Raw genomic sequence first — 14,468 nt, forward strand, 5'->3', positions numbered from 1 at the left:
CGTGATGCGCGCCGCCCTCATTCAGCTTAATACCGGTAATGAAGTGCTGCCCGCGGTGGATGCAGCGGAAGCGCTGATCCGTGAGGCCGCATCAGGCGGTGCTGATTTTGTTACCACGCCTGAGACTACCCACCTGATGGAAATGAACCGCAAGGTGGTGATGGATAAGGTCTTCTACCAGGATGAGGACCCCGGCCTTGCCCGCTTTCGCGAGTTGGCGGCGGAGCTTGGCGTCTGGCTGCATATTGGTTCGCTCATCACCAAGGTGGCAGAAGACAGGCTCGCGAACCGCGCGCACCTGATTGCGCCGTCAGGTGAGATTGCTGCGAGCTACGACAAGATGCATATGTTCGATGTGGACCTGGGAGGCGGTGAGGTCTACCGCGAGAGCACGCTTTATAAACCGGGGACGGAAGCCCATGTGGTGAAAACACCCATTGGCACGTTCGGTATCAGTGTGTGTTACGATTTGCGCTTCCCCTACCTGTACCGCGCGATGGCGGATGCGGGCGCGAATATCATGCTGATCCCAGCTGCGTTCACCAAGCCGACGGGCGAGGCGCACTGGCATACGCTTCAGCGCGCGCGGGCGATTGAAACAGGCTCCTTTGTGCTGGCGGCTGCGCAAACCGGTCACCACGCCACCGGCCGCGATACATATGGCCACAGCCTTGGCATCAGCCCATGGGGTGAAGTGCTGGTGGATGGCGGCACAGCGGTTGGGGTTTCCTATTGTGATATCGACCTTGCAAAAGTCGCGGAAGCGCGGCAGAAAATCCCGTCACTTACGCACACCCGCACCTTTGACCTGAAAGTCAGTGAAGTTTCATGATTGTTTTCGACCTCAAGTGCCCTGAAAACCACCGCTTCGAAGCCTGGTTCAAGTCTTCCTCCGCCTACGAGGAGCAACTGAAGGCGGGCATTGTGGAATGTCCTTATTGCGGTGCCACGGATATCACCAAGGCCCCAATGGCACCGAACGTGGCCGCCAAGGGCAACACACGTGTCGAGAGCGCACCCATGGTCAGGGGCAAGGACGATGCCAAGCTGAACGAGCTGGTGGCCGAGGCACAGCAGGTTTTCGCGAAACTCAGGAGCCATGTGGAGAAAAACTGCGACTATGTCGGCGACCAGTTTGCCGAGGAAGCGCGTAAAATCCATTATGGCGAAGCGGATGACCGGGGCATCTACGGCGAAAGCACCCTCGAGGAAACCAAAGCCCTCATCGAGGAAGGCATTGAAATCCTGCCACTCCCCGGCAATGGCCGCAAGGACGCCTAAGCGGATACGAGGCGACGGTAGGCGGCGGGTGTGAGCCCGGTATGCCGCTTGAACTGTTGGGTCATATGGCTTTGCTGGGCAAAACCGGTTTGGGCCGCGATATCGGCCAGCGATTGATCGCTTGAGATCAGGTCCTTCACAGCTTCAACCCGCTTGCGGCAGATGTATTGTGCAGGCGCTTCACCAAAACTTTCCTTGAACTGACGCGCAAAATGAAATGGGCTGAGGCCCACAAGGGACGCCAGCCCTGCAATGCTGAGCGGCGTGGCAAGCTGGTCTTGAATGACCGCACGGATCAATCTTGCATGCTTGAGTGAAAGCCCGCCACGGATCGGGTTAGTGGCAATGTTGAAGCTGTTGTAGTTGGCCAGCAGGTGCGCAAGGATCTGGTAGAACAGCTGCTCACCTAAGAGGCTCGGCCTTCCCGCGCTGTCTTGGCAATTCTGGATATAGCTTTGCATCAGGTGGCGCAGTTCAGGGTCGTCCTGATACGTGAGGTCCATCAATTCAAAAAGCCGCACATCGCGATCAAAATGGTCGCTGGCAAACTGCTTCAGTACCCGGTCAGAGAAATAAAGATGGGCGAAGTCGATGCGCCCGCCAATTTCCCAGCGCGACAGATGTCCCTCCGGCATCAGGGAAAGGATACCCGCACGGCCTTTTCGGTCGCGAAGGTCCTCACGGTAACTTGTGTCACCGCCTGCCAGATAGAGGCTGAGGGTATGGCTGTCTGGTTTCTGGTATGCCACCCGGTTCCGGTCAATAGACCACTGAGCAACGGCAACCTCGCGGCGCAGGTCATACTGCCCGGTCATTTCGGCATTCACGCTGATGAGTGGCGCGCGGTCCATATTGGTGTGCTGTTAGGCCCCGGATATACAAAGTCTTACCACGATACAGGACCTGTGATCATTTCAGCAAGATTTTGATATGCACACAGCATGCAGTGCTGTTAGCTCGCAGCTATAGCCCGCGTACAGACGGGCGTAACAGCGAGAGTGAGCAAATATGATAACTACATTCTTTTCCGATAAAGCCGAAAACAGCCGCAGAACCTGGTTCTGGGCCATTCCCATCCTGTTGCCAGTCTTCCTGATCGGTGGGCAAATTATGGCATTGCTGCCCGCGCGGTGGGCCAACATGCTGAATGCCGAAACAGTCGAGACCTATCCAACCATCCTTTATTTTCTGGTGGCCTCCTTCGCGACCGGATTTGTGCTTTTGGGCCTATGGGTGCGGTATTTTGAACGCCGCGGCCTTGCCAGTATCGGAATCGCATTTGTGCCCACGGCAAAAGGGCATTTCTCAAAGGGGTATGTCTATGGCCTCGCCATGGCCGCCATCTCCGTGCTCGGGGTATGGGCCGTGGGCGGCTACAGAATGGAAAGCCCGCAGGATTTTGCACAGGTCAGCTATATCCCGATCGTGCTTCTGTGCTTCTCATTCATCGTGCAGTCCAGTGTCGAGGAGTTTTTCTTCAGGGGCTGGATGCTGTCCCGGCTTGCAGAGCGTTTCGGCATCTGGGCCGGCATTCTTGGTAACGGGGCGCTGTTCACCTTGATGCATGTGGACTTTGAAGCCGCTTTTGAGCCGTTGCCGTTCGCCATTTTTGCGACGATGACCATGACATTCTCCATTTTCACAAGCCTCCTCGTAGTTCGGCAAAAAACCATCTGGGGTGCAGCTGCGTGGCACGCGGCCTGGAACTGGTCTTTCATCACTTGGTTTGGCCTGCCGACGACGGGCATTGCCCTTGATGTCAAACCGTTGTGGGTTGACCTGATGATGCGGGAAGGTGCCCCCGAATGGCTGACCGGCGGGTCGGATGGGCCCGAGAACAGTATTATTACAAGCGCCGTCCTGATCGCCTGCTGTATGCTGGCGGCGTGGGGTGCGGGCAGGAAAAAAACAGCCTAGCGCGAGCGGCGGCGGCAACCGTACCTGTCAGGGTGCGGTTGCTGTCATGGCGTAGTTGACCGCGACATCCCGGTCGGACAGCCGCCACTTCTGTGTCAGCGGATTGAAGACAAAGCCGGTAGGCGCACTTGCCTCAAGTCCCGCGCGTTTGCACGCGCTGGCCAGTTCTTCGGGCTTCAGGAACTTGTTCCAGTCATGCGCACCTACGGGCAGCCAGCGCAGCACATGCTCAGCACCCACAATTGCAAACAGATAGGCCTTGGCGGTGCGGTTGAGGGTGGAGAGCAGCATCAAGCCACCGGGCTTGAGGAGGCTCGCGCAGGCGCCAAGGTAGGCGTCCACGTCTGCCACATGTTCCACCACTTCCATGTTGATGATGACGTCGAATTTCTCGCCTTCGTCCACCAATGCTTCGGCGGTGGTGTTGCGGAAATCGATCTTAAGCCCGCTCCCGCGCGCATGCAGGCTCGCGGTCTTGATATTTTTCTCGGCGGCGTCGACGGAGACAAGGTCAGCACCCAGCCGCGCGACCGGTTCGCTCACCAGCCCGCCACCACAGCCGATATCCAGGAAACGCAGGCCCGCGTATGGTTTTGCAAGGCCCTTCTCAAGGCCGAAGTGTGCTTCCACTTCCTGCCGAATGAAGCCAAGGCGCGTGGGATTGAGGATATGAAGCGGCTTGAACGGGCCCTTGGGGTCCCACCAGCTGTCGGCGATGCGGGCGAAGAATGCAACTTCATCCTCATTTACCGTTGTGCCTTGGGCCATTTTTTCGCCTTCATTCAGCATATCTTTTGTTTCCCACAAGCTTTTCCTAAGCTTCAACCATTTTGAGCGCTTGCACGAGCGCTGGCCAGCCATTAAACAATATCGCGCTGCACTTCAATACGCACGCCGACGCCTTCCGGGTCAAGGTGCTTGCGTCAAAACGACAGACCTTCTTATTTCGAGCGAGGGCCGAACTATCAAATGGCACGCATAGTTAAAAAGTTTGGCGGTACGTCGGTCGGCGATATCGACCGTATCCGCAATGTCGCGTCGCGGGTCGCAAAAGCGGTGGCTGATGGCCACGAGATCGTGGTGGTGGTTTCCGCCATGTCGGGCACCACGAACCAACTCGTGGAATATTGCCGCGCCGCAGCGCCCCTGCATGACGCACGCGAATATGATACAGTAGTTGCAGCAGGCGAGCAGATTACCGTCGGCCTCCTGTCCATCTGCCTTCAGGAGATGGGCGTGCCCGCACGTTCCTTCCTCGGCTGGCAGGTGCCGATCCGCACAAACGACGTGCATGGCGCAGCCCGTATCGAGGAAATTGACACCACAGCGCTTGATGCTTGCCTTAGGGGTGGCCGCGTTGCGGTGGTGGCCGGTTTCCAGGGTATCGCGGACGATGGTCGTATCACCACGCTTGGCCGTGGTGGCTCGGATACTTCGGCTGTGGCACTAGCAGCAGCTCTCAAGGCTGAGCGCTGCGATATTTATACAGACGTGGACGGCGTGTACACGACCGATCCGCGCATTGTGCCGCGCGCACGTAAACTAGACAAAATTACCTATGAAGAGATGCTTGAAATGGCATCGCTTGGGGCCAAAGTATTGCAAACACGTTCCGTTGCCCTTGCCATGAAGCATGGCGTGCGCACGCAGGTGTTGTCATCTTTCGAAGATAAACCCGGAACGCTTGTTGTTGGTGAGGACGAGATCGTGGAACAGGAAGTAGTCAGCGGGATCGCATATTCCCGCGCAGAAGCAAAAGTAACCGTTGTTGGCCTTGAGGACCGTCCGGGTCAGGTGTCGCACCTTTTCAGCCCGCTTGCGGACGCCAACATCAACGTTGACATGATCGTGCAGAGTGCGTCCGAGGACGGCACCTCCACCGACGTAACCTTTACCGTGCCGGAAGATGACCTCTTGCGTACGGTGAAGCTGCTCGAAGGCAAAAAAGCCGCGCTGAACTACCGGGACCTCGTCTACAACGGCAACGTTGTAAAGGTCTCTGTGGTTGGTGTGGGCATGCGCTCCCACGCTGGTGTGGCATCGAAGATGTTTGATACACTTGCGGACAAGGGCATCAACATTCAGGTTATCTCTACGTCTGAGATCAAGGTCAGCGTGATTATTGACGCTGAATATACCGAGCTTGCCGTGCGTGCGCTTCATAGCGCCTACGGGCTTGATGCGCCGGTAAAGGCATAAGCTTGATGTTTGAAGGGGCAGCGATGTCGGAAGAAGGCCTGGCGCGGCTTGAAGCACTCTGGAAACGGGGTACGGATTTTCTGGGCAGCAAATACGCCATTCTGGGCGGCGCCATGACATGGGTGTCTGAGCGCCACCTGGTGTCGGCTATCTCGAATGCTGGTGGATTTGGTGTTATCGCCTGTGGTGGTATGACGCCAGACCTTCTGGCCGCCGAGATTGACGCGACCCGCGCCCTGACTGATAAGCCGTTTGGCGTCAACCTGATTACCCTGCACCCGGCGCTTGATGAACTCATTGATGTATGCGCGGATAAAAAGGTCAGCCATATGGTGCTGGCGGGCGGCCTGCCATCCGGCAACGCTATTGCCAAGATCAAGGGCTTTGGCGCCAAGCTCATGTGTTTTGCGCCCACGGCTGCGCTTGCTAAGAAACTCGTTCGCTCCGGCGTTGATGCTATCATCATCGAAGGCATGGAAGCAGGCGGTCATATTGGCCCTGTGTCCACCAGCGTGCTCGCACAGGAAATCCTGCCGGTGATCCGCGATGTGCCTGTTTTTGTGGCCGGCGGCATCGGCCGTGGTGAAGCGATTGCAAGCTATCTTGAGATGGGCGCGTCAGGCGCGCAGCTCGGCACCCGATTTGTGGTGGCGGAAGAGTGCATCGCGCATGAGAATTTCAAGAAGGCATTCATTCGTGCCAGCGCGCGTGACGCAATTGCCAGCGTGCAAATTGATTCGCGTTTCCCGGTTATTCCCGTGCGCGCGCTCAGGAACGAAGGCACGGAAAAATTCATGGAAGTGCAGCGTGAAGTCGTGACGCGCTTCCAGGGCGGGGAACTGAGCCAGGAAGAGGCCCAGATGCAGATTGAGCATTTCTGGGGTGGCGCACTTCGCCGCGCGGTGGTTGACGGTGACGTTGAAACCGGTTCTGTTATGGCCGGTCAAAGCGTTGGCATGGTCAAGTCAGTTGAGCCGACCGCCACGATTATTGACGAACTTGTCGCACAAGCCAGCGCGTATCTTGCGGCTTGAGCACAATGCTCGGGGGTGCTGCTGGCGCGCTGTATTGCGGTGGCGGATACCTGTAAGTAAAGGGGGATACCTTGCCTGACCATGTCAGTCAGCCAAGACTGCTCTTAAGGCGGCTGCACAGTGTGATGGCCGGCAGCGGCAAGCCACAAGACCGGCTTGACCGTGTGGTCCGGGTCATCGCACAGAATATGGTGGCAGAGGTATGCTCCATCTATCTCACTCGCGCGGGTGGGGTTCTGGAACTTTTCGCGACAGAAGGCCTGAAAGAAGAGGCCGTTCACCTCACGCGCCTCAGCGTGGGTGAAGGTCTTGTCGGCCTTGTGGCCGAACGCGGCCTGCCGCTCAATCTTTCTGAAGCGCCGCAGCACCCACGCTTCTCCTACCGTCCTGAGACCGGCGAGGATATCTACCACAGCTTCCTCGGTGTGCCGATCTTGCGCACAGGGCGTGTTGTGGGTGTGCTTGTTGTACAGAACGTAACCCCCCGGCGTTACAAGCCGGAAGAGGTGGAAGCGCTACAGACTATTTCCATGGTGATTGCGGAGCTGGTTGCCTCGGGTGAGCTTGTCGACAAACAGGAATTGACAGAAGACAGCGGCTCCACCGGTGAGCCGATCACGCTGGACGGCCTGGCACTCGCCGGCGGTGTGGGCGCAGGTGTTGCAGTATTCCACCAGCCGCAAATCCAGATTAGCCGCACCGTGGCCGAGGATATTGAGGCTGAAAGCCAGCGGCTCGAGGACGCCATAGCTGAAATGCGTGTGCAGCTTGAGGAACTGGTCGAGCACCCGAACCTCGCACACGGCGGTGAGCACCGTGAAGTGCTTGAGACCTACCGCATGTTCGCATACGACCGTGGCTGGCAGGAAAAGATGCGTGAGGCTGTGCTTTCCGGCCTGACCGCAGAGGCGGCGGTGGACCGGGTGAAGACCGAGAACCGCATGCGCATGGCGAAAATCCGTGATCCGTACCTTCGGGAACGTATCTCGGATTTTGATGACCTCGCTATCCGCCTTATCCGTATCATCCAGGGTGACAAGAACAGCCATCGTGCGGAGCTGACGGAAGATTCCGTCCTGATCGCGCGTTCGCTTGGCCCTGCGGAGCTCATGGACTATGACAGCCGCTACCTCAAAGCCATCGCGCTTGAGGAAGGCTCCACCACGTCGCACGTGACCATCGTGGCCCGGGCCATGGGCATCCCCATGCTGGGCCGTGTACCTGCGTTGCTGTCCCATATCGAGGCGGGCGAACATGTCATCGTTGATGCCGCGTCCGAGCATGTTTATATCCGCCCGGCTGAAGATGTACTCGACAGCTACAAGGCCACACTAAAGCTACAAGAGCAGCTGCATGCTGAATATGCGGCAGAGCGGGAGCTGCCAGCCGAAACCAAGGATGGTGAAAAGGTCACGCTGCTGATGAACGCAGGCCTGCTGGTTGACCTGCCGAGCCTTGATAACACTGGCGCGGAGGGCATTGGCCTGTTCCGTACCGAATTCCAGTTTATGGTCGCGCCCGCGCTCCCGAAAGTGGATGAGCAGACCAAAATTTATTCTGCAGCAATGGATGCAGCAGGCGACAAGCCCGTTGTGTTTCGCACCCTCGATATCGGCGGGGACAAGCAGGTGCCTTTCCTGCCGCGCGACGAGGAAGAAAACCCGGCCATGGGCTGGCGCGCGATCCGTATCGCGCTCGACCGCCCGGCACTCCTGCGGTACCAGTTGCGTGCGCTTCTCTATTCAGCCGCGGGCAAGACGCTACATGTCATGTTCCCGATGATTGCCGAGGTGGCCGAACTGCGGCGCTGCAAGGCAATCCTCAACAAGGAAATTGCCCGCCTCGCAAAATACGAAAAGGAACCGCCAAAGGCCGTCAAGGTCGGCTGCATGCTGGAGGTGCCGTCACTAGCGTGGCAGATCGACCTGCTCGTCAAGGAAGTGGATTTCCTCTCGATCGGGACAAACGACCTGATGCAGTTTTTCTTCGCCTGCGACCGGTCGAGCCCACGCCTCGCCAACCGCTACGACCTGCTAGCTCCGCCGGTGCTCTCTTTCCTGCGGTCCATCTTCAAGGCGTGCCACGATGCAGGTGTACCTGTGACGCTCTGCGGTGAAATGGGCGGGAAACCCATTGAAGCCATGGCCCTTGTGGCGCTTGGACTAAGGCGTCTGTCTATCTCGCCGACGTCTATCGGCCCCGTGAAGCGCATGATTCGTTCTATCAATCTGAAGGTTTTGGAAGATTTTGTGCATTCCAATCTAACGTCGGCGGAACATTCGATTCGCGACTCGCTGGTGCATTTTGCCCGTGATCACGACATAAAAGTCTGATTTTTCCTTATTCCCCCGACATTTGCACGGCGACGTTAAAAAAAAGCTGTTAAAATTTATTTCTATTTGACACATGGCGTTAAATGTTTTTTGACTCATGTGTGGTCCAATAAAATCGTGAAAAAATATTCGCGGGCCGCAACCACAGGCTGTCGCTAGATGCGGGGCGCGTTTGCAGTCTGTTAGTTGTGCTTGAGGGGTCGAGCGGCGTATCGCTACCGACCCGAACTTTACGATATAGCTACGATGGGTAAGGGGCTGCCCAGTAAAGAGTAGCAGGGGACGGTTATAGAGATGTCTGAAGAGCGAAAAACAGTTGGGGAGCTGTTGCACGATGCTCGTGTTGCACGCGGGCTCGATGTCGACACCATTGCAAAAGATATTTGCGTTCGTTCAAGTTACCTCACCGCGATCGAGACGGCGCAGCATGATATGTTGCCGGGCAATACCTTTGCCATAGGCTTTGTACGTGCGTATGCCAAGGCCCTCGGGTTGGAGGCGGACGAGCTTGCGCAAGCATTCAAGGAAGAACTGGGCGTCAAGACCGCACCGACCATGGTTGCGGTGCAGGACAAGCGCCCGGCTGCGCAAAAGACCGCACCGCGTCGCCGCCTGCCTGCATGGCTGTCGCCGCTGGGCGGCATCGTTGGTGCCGCACTGGTTTGGGCGGTTATGGGCAGCAGCGTTGCGCCTTTTACCATCGTTGCCGACAATGACATTGTAGACCCCGCAACCGATACGGCCCAACTGCTTGCGGTTCAGGCCACGATTGAGCAGGCGCCTGCCGCTGTGCAAGAGAGCGCAAGCACAGTTGAGGCTGCCACCGTGTCTGTCGACGATATTCTTGAAAAAGAAAAACCTGCGGAAGCGGCTGTCCTGCGCACAAGTGAGGCGACCTTGCCGCATTCGCTGTTCCTGCCAGCTGCAAACGCGACGGCACCTGAAAGTGCCACGAGAGGCCGTACCGATATCATGCTCTCTGCCAAGGAAGATGCATGGGTGCGCATCGCCAAGGAAGACGGAACCGAGATCTGGTCTGGTGTTCTGCGCGAGGGCCAAAGCTATCGCCCGCTCCTCGATGGTCAGGTATTTCTGTCCACCAGCAATGCAGGCGCTGTAGCACTGACCGTTGGTCAGAAGGAAATCAGCGCGCTTGGTGGCCGCGGCGAAGTGGTTAATGACCTCGCGCTTGACGGTAAAAAGCTGCTCTCCAGCAACGGCATGGCAGCTTACCGGGCGACAGGCTCCCGCTAAAAATTCCGCCTAGCAGCAATTCAGGAAAATCCTTGCTTTTGGCGAGGCGCTTCATCATGTATAACGCCACCAGACAAAGACGGTGGTAAAGGTTATTTGTGCGATGAGCGTACGCCCCTGGAGAGATATTATCAGACGCAAGTCCCGCCAGATCATGGTGGGGAATGTGCCCGTTGGCGGTGATGCACCTATTTCGGTGCAGACCATGACCAACACGCTGACCTCTGACGCGAAGGCGACCCTCGCTCAAATCCATGCCGCCAAGGATGCCGGCGCAGACCTTGTGCGTGTGTCGTGCCCAGATGAAGCGTCCACAGCTGCGATGCCTGAAATTTGCCGGGAAGCTGGCCTGCCGATTATCGCGGACATCCACTTCCACTATAAGCGTGCGCTTGAAGCCGCCGATGCGGGTGCCGCGTGCCTGCGGATCAACCCAGGTAATATCGGTTCGGCTGACCGTGTGCGCGAAGTTGTGCGCGCGGCCAAAGCCAACGGCTGTTCGATGCGCATTGGTGTGAACGGTGGCTCGCTTGAGAAACACCTTCTCGAGAAATACGGTGAGCCTTGCCCGGAAGCGCTCGTGGAAAGTGCGCTCGAGCATGCCCGCATCCTTGAAGACAATGATTTCTTCAATTTCAAAATCAGCGTGAAAGCGTCTGACCTGTTCCTTGCGGTTGCGGCCTATCAAGGCCTTGCTGACGCGTGTGACTATCCGCTCCACCTTGGCATCACCGAAGCGGGTGGCTTGCGTGGAGGTACGGTCAAATCATCGATTGGTATCGGCTCGCTCCTGTGGGCGGGTATTGGTGATACCATCCGTGTCTCGCTGTCGGCCGATCCGGTTGAGGAAGTCAAAGTGGGCTACGAGATGCTCAAGTCGCTCGGGCTTCGCCACCGGGGCGTTCGCATCGTCTCCTGCCCATCCTGTGCGCGGCAGGCTTTCCCGGTGATCAAAACCGTTGAAGTGCTTGAGGAACGTCTCGCGCATATCCATACGCCGCTCAGCCTGTCGATTATTGGCTGCGTTGTGAACGGACCGGGTGAAGCGCGGGAAACCGACATTGGCCTTACGGGCGGCGGGCAGGGGAACCATATGGTCTACCTCTCCGGCGTGACCGACCATAAAATCACCGACGACAAACTTGTCGACCATATCGTTTCGCTTGTGGAACAAAAAGCCGCTGAGATTGAAGCTGCGGCTGCCAACCAAGCGCATTAGCTACTAAAAAAGGAATTTCCCGTGTCCAAACTGCAACCAGCGCGGGGCACGCGCGATATCTATGGCGATGAGGCCCGCCGCATGAATGCGGTGGTTGAAACCTTCCGCACCATTGCGGGCTCCTACGGCTTCGAGGACCTCGCGACGCCTATTTTCGAGTTTACCGAAGTGTTCAAACGCCCGCTCGGTGAAGCGTCTGACGTTGTCTCGAAAGAGATGTATACCTTCGAGGACCGTGGCGGCGAGGAAGTCACCTTGCGCCCGGAATTTACCGCCGGCGTCTGCCGCGCTTTCATCTCGAACGGTATGCAACAGAACCTGCCGTGCCGCCTCATGAGCCATGGCCCGGTGTTCCGCTATGAGCGGCCGCAAAAAGGCCGATACCGTCAGTTCCACCAGATCAACGCAGAACTGCTCGGCCCCGATGCACCGGAATTTGACGTCGAGATGATCGCACTAGCGTGGCGGCTGCTCGTCAAGCTTGGCCTTGGCGACAAGGTGGTGCTGAACCTGAACACGCTCGGTGATGTGGAAAGCCGCATGGCATACCGCGACGCGCTTGTTGCCTATTTCAGCGCGCACAAGGGTCAGCTCTCGGAAGACAGCGTGCGCAGGCTTGAGACCAACCCGCTGCGTATCCTTGACAGCAAGGACGAGGGGGATAAGGCGCTCGTGGCAAACGCACCGATGATGTCCGAGTTCCTGAACGATCACTCGCGTGAGTTTTTCCGTGTGGTGAAAGCTGGGCTCGAGGCCGCTGGTGTGCCGTTTGAGCATAACGAGCGCCTAGTGCGCGGCCTCGACTATTACACCCACACCGCATTTGAGTTCATTACCACCGAGCTTGGCGCGCAGGGCACTGTGCTCGCGGGCGGCCGCTATGACGGCCTGATTGAAAAGCTGGGCGGTCCGGCGGTTGCAGGTATCGGCTGGGCAGGTGGCATTGAACGCCTTGCCATGCTTGCCGATATTCAAACTGCGCAGCCACGGCTTGCCGTTATGCTGCCGATGGGGGAAGCCGCAACGCTCAAATGTTATGCGCTCGCGGATGACCTGCGCGACACAGGTTTGACCGTAACCACTGACCGCAGCGGCAACCTTGGCAAGCGCCTGACGCGCGCGAGCAAGGCCGGGGCCCGTTTCGCGGTTATCCTTGGTGATAACGAGCTTGAAGCTGGTGTTGTGCTGGTCAAGGACCTTGAACGTGGCACGCAAGACCAGGTTACCTTCGACGCGCTGAGCGTCGCAGTGGCGGAGTAAGGCGTATGGCGGGACTTTCCGAAGAAAGGCTGCAGCAGCTCCTTGACCGGTATGATTACCTTGGTCATGCGTTGGGCACGCCAGACAAGTTCTCGAATGAAGAGTTTGTCAACCTTAGCCGCGAGTACTCCGACCTTGGCCCAGTGATCGAAGCAGTGAACGAGCTCAAGTCTGCGCGGGACGAGTTTGACGACCTGAAGGAAATGATGGCGTCCGGCGAAGACCCGGAGATGCGCGAACTGGCGGAAGAGGAGCTCTACGACCTCAAGGAACGCCTGCCGGAGATGGAACGCGCGCTCTCAATCCAGTTGCTGCCGAAAGATGCGGCGGACGAACGTTCCGCGATCCTTGAAATCCGGGCTGGTACGGGCGGTGACGAAGCTGCACTGTTCGCGGGTGACCTTTACCGCATGTACGAAAAATACGCCGAAAGCCAGGGCTGGAAGATGGAGATGATCTCTGCTTCTCCCGCTGAGGTCGGTGGCTTCAAGGAAGTCATGGCCAACGTTTCAGGCAAAGGCGTGTTCGCGAAATTGAAGTTTGAATCCGGTGTGCACCGTGTGCAGCGTGTGCCCGTGACGGAATCTGGGGGGCGTATTCACACAAGCGCCGCGACGGTTGCCGTACTGCCGGAAGCTGAGGAGGTGGATATCGAAATCCGCGCCGAGGATATCCGCATTGATACCATGCGCTCATCCGGCTCCGGTGGTCAGCACGTGAACACCACAGATAGTGCGGTGCGTATCACCCACTTGCCGACCGGCATTATGGTTGTGCAGTCCGAAAAGTCGCAGCACAAGAACCGCGACAAGGCGATGAAAATCCTGCGTGCACGTCTTTATGACCTCGAGCGCGAGAAAGCAGCGTCTGCACGGGCCTCAGACCGGAAGTCGCAGGTTGGCTCCGGCGACCGGTCGGAGCGTATCCGCACCTATAACTTCCCGCAAGGCCGGGTAACGGACCACCGCATCGGGCTCACACTTCACAAACTGGACCTGATCCTTGCAGGTGACGGCCTGTCCGAGGTGGTTGACGCCCTCATCGCGGAAGATCAGGCGATGAAGCTTAGCGCTATGGAAGCTGGCTTTTGACAGCTGAGCCGATCACGGCGTTCGCGCGGCTTGTGGGTATGCAGGCCGCGTTCGAAGCAACCGGCAATCCCTGTGCACGCCTTGATGCGGAAATCCTGCTGTCTCATGCTCTTGGCTGGCCCCAACTGCGCGTTTATGCCGACCGGAACCATGTGCTGAGCGCGGAGGTGCTTGCTGTGCTCGCGGGCATGCAGGCGCGTCGCCTAGCGGGTGAACCAGTGGCTTATATCACTGGCGTGCAGGAGTTCTGGGGCCTTGAGTTTAAGGTCAGCCCGGACACGCTTATCCCGCGCGCGGACACGGAAACCCTGGTCGAAGTCGCGCTTGCCGCCCTGAAGGACAAGACAGCACCGCATATTCTGGACCTTGGCACCGGTACCGGCTGTATCCTCCTCAGTGTGATGCATGACCTGCCCGGCGCGCGCGGTGTTGGCGTAGATAAAAATGACGGTGCAGTGGAGCTTGCGCGTGAGAACGCCGAGCGGCTTGGCCTCGTGTCCCGCACCAGCTTTACGACAAGCGATTGGTTCTCCGCTGTCAGCAAACCTGAAGGTGGCTTTGACGCCATTCTTTCGAACCCTCCCTATATTCCTGCGGCCGATATTGTTAGCCTTATGCCCGATGTGCGTGATTTTGAGCCCATGAGCGCGCTTGAAGGTGGCGCTGATGGGCTGGACCCATATCGCCTGATATGCGCGGAATCTGTGCATTACCTCGCAGATGACGGTTTGCTTGCGGTCGAGATTGGTATCGGTCAGGACGAGGACGTGGCAGTGCTGTTTGAGCATGCGGGGTTCAGTGGTATCGAGGCACACAAGGATTTGGCCGGTATTTCCCGCGTAATTTCCGGTAAAAAAAGATGAAACCCTGCCGATTTGGT

13 protein-coding genes are annotated in these 14,468 nt (G+C 57.9%); 11 read left to right on the plus strand and 2 right to left on the minus strand.

Features of this window, described 5'->3' with window-relative positions:
- Positions 1-4 precede the first annotated feature (4 nt).
- Positions 5-832, plus strand: coding sequence for a carbon-nitrogen hydrolase family protein (locus B150_RS0113920; protein ID WP_020400551.1), 828 nt, complete (start codon positions 5-7; stop codon positions 830-832).
- A complete protein-coding gene (locus B150_RS0113925) occupies positions 829-1,281 on the plus strand; it encodes a DUF1178 family protein (RefSeq protein WP_020400552.1) in 453 nt (150 codons plus the stop codon). The genes B150_RS0113920 and B150_RS0113925 overlap by 4 nt, the downstream gene beginning before the upstream one ends.
- Here the strand turns inward: B150_RS0113925 and B150_RS0113930 are convergent.
- The gene (locus B150_RS0113930) at positions 1,278-2,132 is read right to left on the minus strand and encodes an AraC family transcriptional regulator (protein WP_020400553.1); all 855 of its coding nucleotides are present in this window, start codon (positions 2,130-2,132) and stop codon (positions 1,278-1,280) included. The genes B150_RS0113925 and B150_RS0113930 overlap by 4 nt on opposite strands.
- A gap of 157 nt (positions 2,133-2,289) precedes the next feature.
- Here B150_RS0113930 and B150_RS0113935 point away from each other — a divergent pair, with 157 nt between their 5' ends.
- Positions 2,290-3,198, plus strand: a complete 909-nt coding sequence (locus B150_RS0113935; protein ID WP_020400554.1) for a CPBP family intramembrane glutamic endopeptidase — start codon at positions 2,290-2,292, stop codon at positions 3,196-3,198.
- Between the two features lie 27 nt (positions 3,199-3,225).
- Here B150_RS0113935 and ubiG read toward each other — a convergent pair whose 3' ends face one another.
- A complete protein-coding gene (gene ubiG / locus B150_RS0113940; RefSeq protein WP_202899643.1) occupies positions 3,226-3,987 on the minus strand; it encodes a bifunctional 2-polyprenyl-6-hydroxyphenol methylase/3-demethylubiquinol 3-O-methyltransferase UbiG in 762 nt (253 codons plus the stop codon).
- A gap of 180 nt (positions 3,988-4,167) precedes the next feature.
- On the opposite strand from ubiG, the gene B150_RS0113945 reads away from it, so the two are divergent.
- The 8 genes from B150_RS0113945 (at position 4,168) to prmC (ending at position 14,451) form a co-directional block, all read left to right on the plus strand.
- The gene (locus tag B150_RS0113945; RefSeq protein ID WP_020400556.1) at positions 4,168-5,397 is read left to right on the plus strand and encodes an aspartate kinase; all 1,230 of its coding nucleotides are present in this window, start codon (positions 4,168-4,170) and stop codon (positions 5,395-5,397) included.
- A 23-nt stretch (positions 5,398-5,420) separates the two neighbouring features.
- A complete protein-coding gene (locus B150_RS0113950; RefSeq protein WP_035921794.1) occupies positions 5,421-6,431 on the plus strand; it encodes an NAD(P)H-dependent flavin oxidoreductase in 1,011 nt (336 codons plus the stop codon).
- A gap of 71 nt (positions 6,432-6,502) precedes the next feature.
- Complete coding sequence (gene ptsP / locus B150_RS0113955; RefSeq protein WP_026168388.1) at positions 6,503-8,764, plus strand: phosphoenolpyruvate--protein phosphotransferase; 2,262 nt, start codon at positions 6,503-6,505, stop codon at positions 8,762-8,764.
- A gap of 294 nt (positions 8,765-9,058) precedes the next feature.
- A complete protein-coding gene (locus tag B150_RS0113960; RefSeq protein WP_020400559.1) occupies positions 9,059-10,018 on the plus strand; it encodes a helix-turn-helix domain-containing protein in 960 nt (319 codons plus the stop codon).
- A gap of 103 nt (positions 10,019-10,121) precedes the next feature.
- The gene (gene ispG / locus B150_RS0113965) at positions 10,122-11,237 is read left to right on the plus strand and encodes a flavodoxin-dependent (E)-4-hydroxy-3-methylbut-2-enyl-diphosphate synthase (RefSeq protein WP_025896753.1); all 1,116 of its coding nucleotides are present in this window, start codon (positions 10,122-10,124) and stop codon (positions 11,235-11,237) included.
- A gap of 21 nt (positions 11,238-11,258) precedes the next feature.
- On the plus strand, positions 11,259-12,497 hold the full coding sequence (gene hisS, locus B150_RS0113970; protein ID WP_020400561.1) for a histidine--tRNA ligase: 1,239 nt from the start codon (positions 11,259-11,261) through the stop codon (positions 12,495-12,497).
- Between the two features lie 5 nt (positions 12,498-12,502).
- Positions 12,503-13,588 (plus strand): peptide chain release factor 1, encoded by a 1,086-nt coding sequence (gene prfA, locus B150_RS0113975; RefSeq protein ID WP_020400562.1) that lies wholly within the window; start codon positions 12,503-12,505, stop codon positions 13,586-13,588.
- Entirely contained in the window at positions 13,585-14,451 is an 867-nt protein-coding gene (prmC, locus tag B150_RS0113980) for a peptide chain release factor N(5)-glutamine methyltransferase (RefSeq protein WP_020400563.1), read from the plus strand. The genes prfA and prmC overlap by 4 nt, the downstream gene beginning before the upstream one ends.
- Positions 14,452-14,468 lie beyond the last annotated feature (17 nt).

Origin of the sequence: Kordiimonas gwangyangensis DSM 19435 = JCM 12864 (assembly GCF_000375545.1) — a bacterium.
Classification (GTDB): Bacteria; Pseudomonadota; Alphaproteobacteria; order Sphingomonadales; family Kordiimonadaceae; genus Kordiimonas; species Kordiimonas gwangyangensis.

Bases quoted from the DNA above. Each gene is read 5' to 3' on its own strand.
- ispG (WP_025896753.1), top strand. From the start codon at position 10,122: ATGAGCGTACGCCCCTGGAGAGATATTATCAGACGCAAGTCCCGCCAG.
- prfA (WP_020400562.1), top strand. From the start codon at position 12,503: ATGGCGGGACTTTCCGAAGAAAGGCTGCAGCAGCTCCTTGACCGGTAT.
- B150_RS0113920 (WP_020400551.1), top strand. From the start codon at position 5: ATGCGCGCCGCCCTCATTCAGCTTAATACCGGTAATGAAGTGCTGCCC.
- B150_RS0113935 (WP_020400554.1), top strand. From the start codon at position 2,290: ATGATAACTACATTCTTTTCCGATAAAGCCGAAAACAGCCGCAGAACC.
- B150_RS0113925 (WP_020400552.1), top strand. From the start codon at position 829: ATGATTGTTTTCGACCTCAAGTGCCCTGAAAACCACCGCTTCGAAGCC.
- B150_RS0113930 (WP_020400553.1), bottom strand. From the start codon at position 2,132: ATGGACCGCGCGCCACTCATCAGCGTGAATGCCGAAATGACCGGGCAG.
- B150_RS0113950 (WP_035921794.1), top strand. From the start codon at position 5,421: ATGTCGGAAGAAGGCCTGGCGCGGCTTGAAGCACTCTGGAAACGGGGT.
- ubiG (WP_202899643.1), bottom strand. From the start codon at position 3,987: ATGCTGAATGAAGGCGAAAAAATGGCCCAAGGCACAACGGTAAATGAG.
- B150_RS0113960 (WP_020400559.1), top strand. From the start codon at position 9,059: ATGTCTGAAGAGCGAAAAACAGTTGGGGAGCTGTTGCACGATGCTCGT.
- B150_RS0113945 (WP_020400556.1), top strand. From the start codon at position 4,168: ATGGCACGCATAGTTAAAAAGTTTGGCGGTACGTCGGTCGGCGATATC.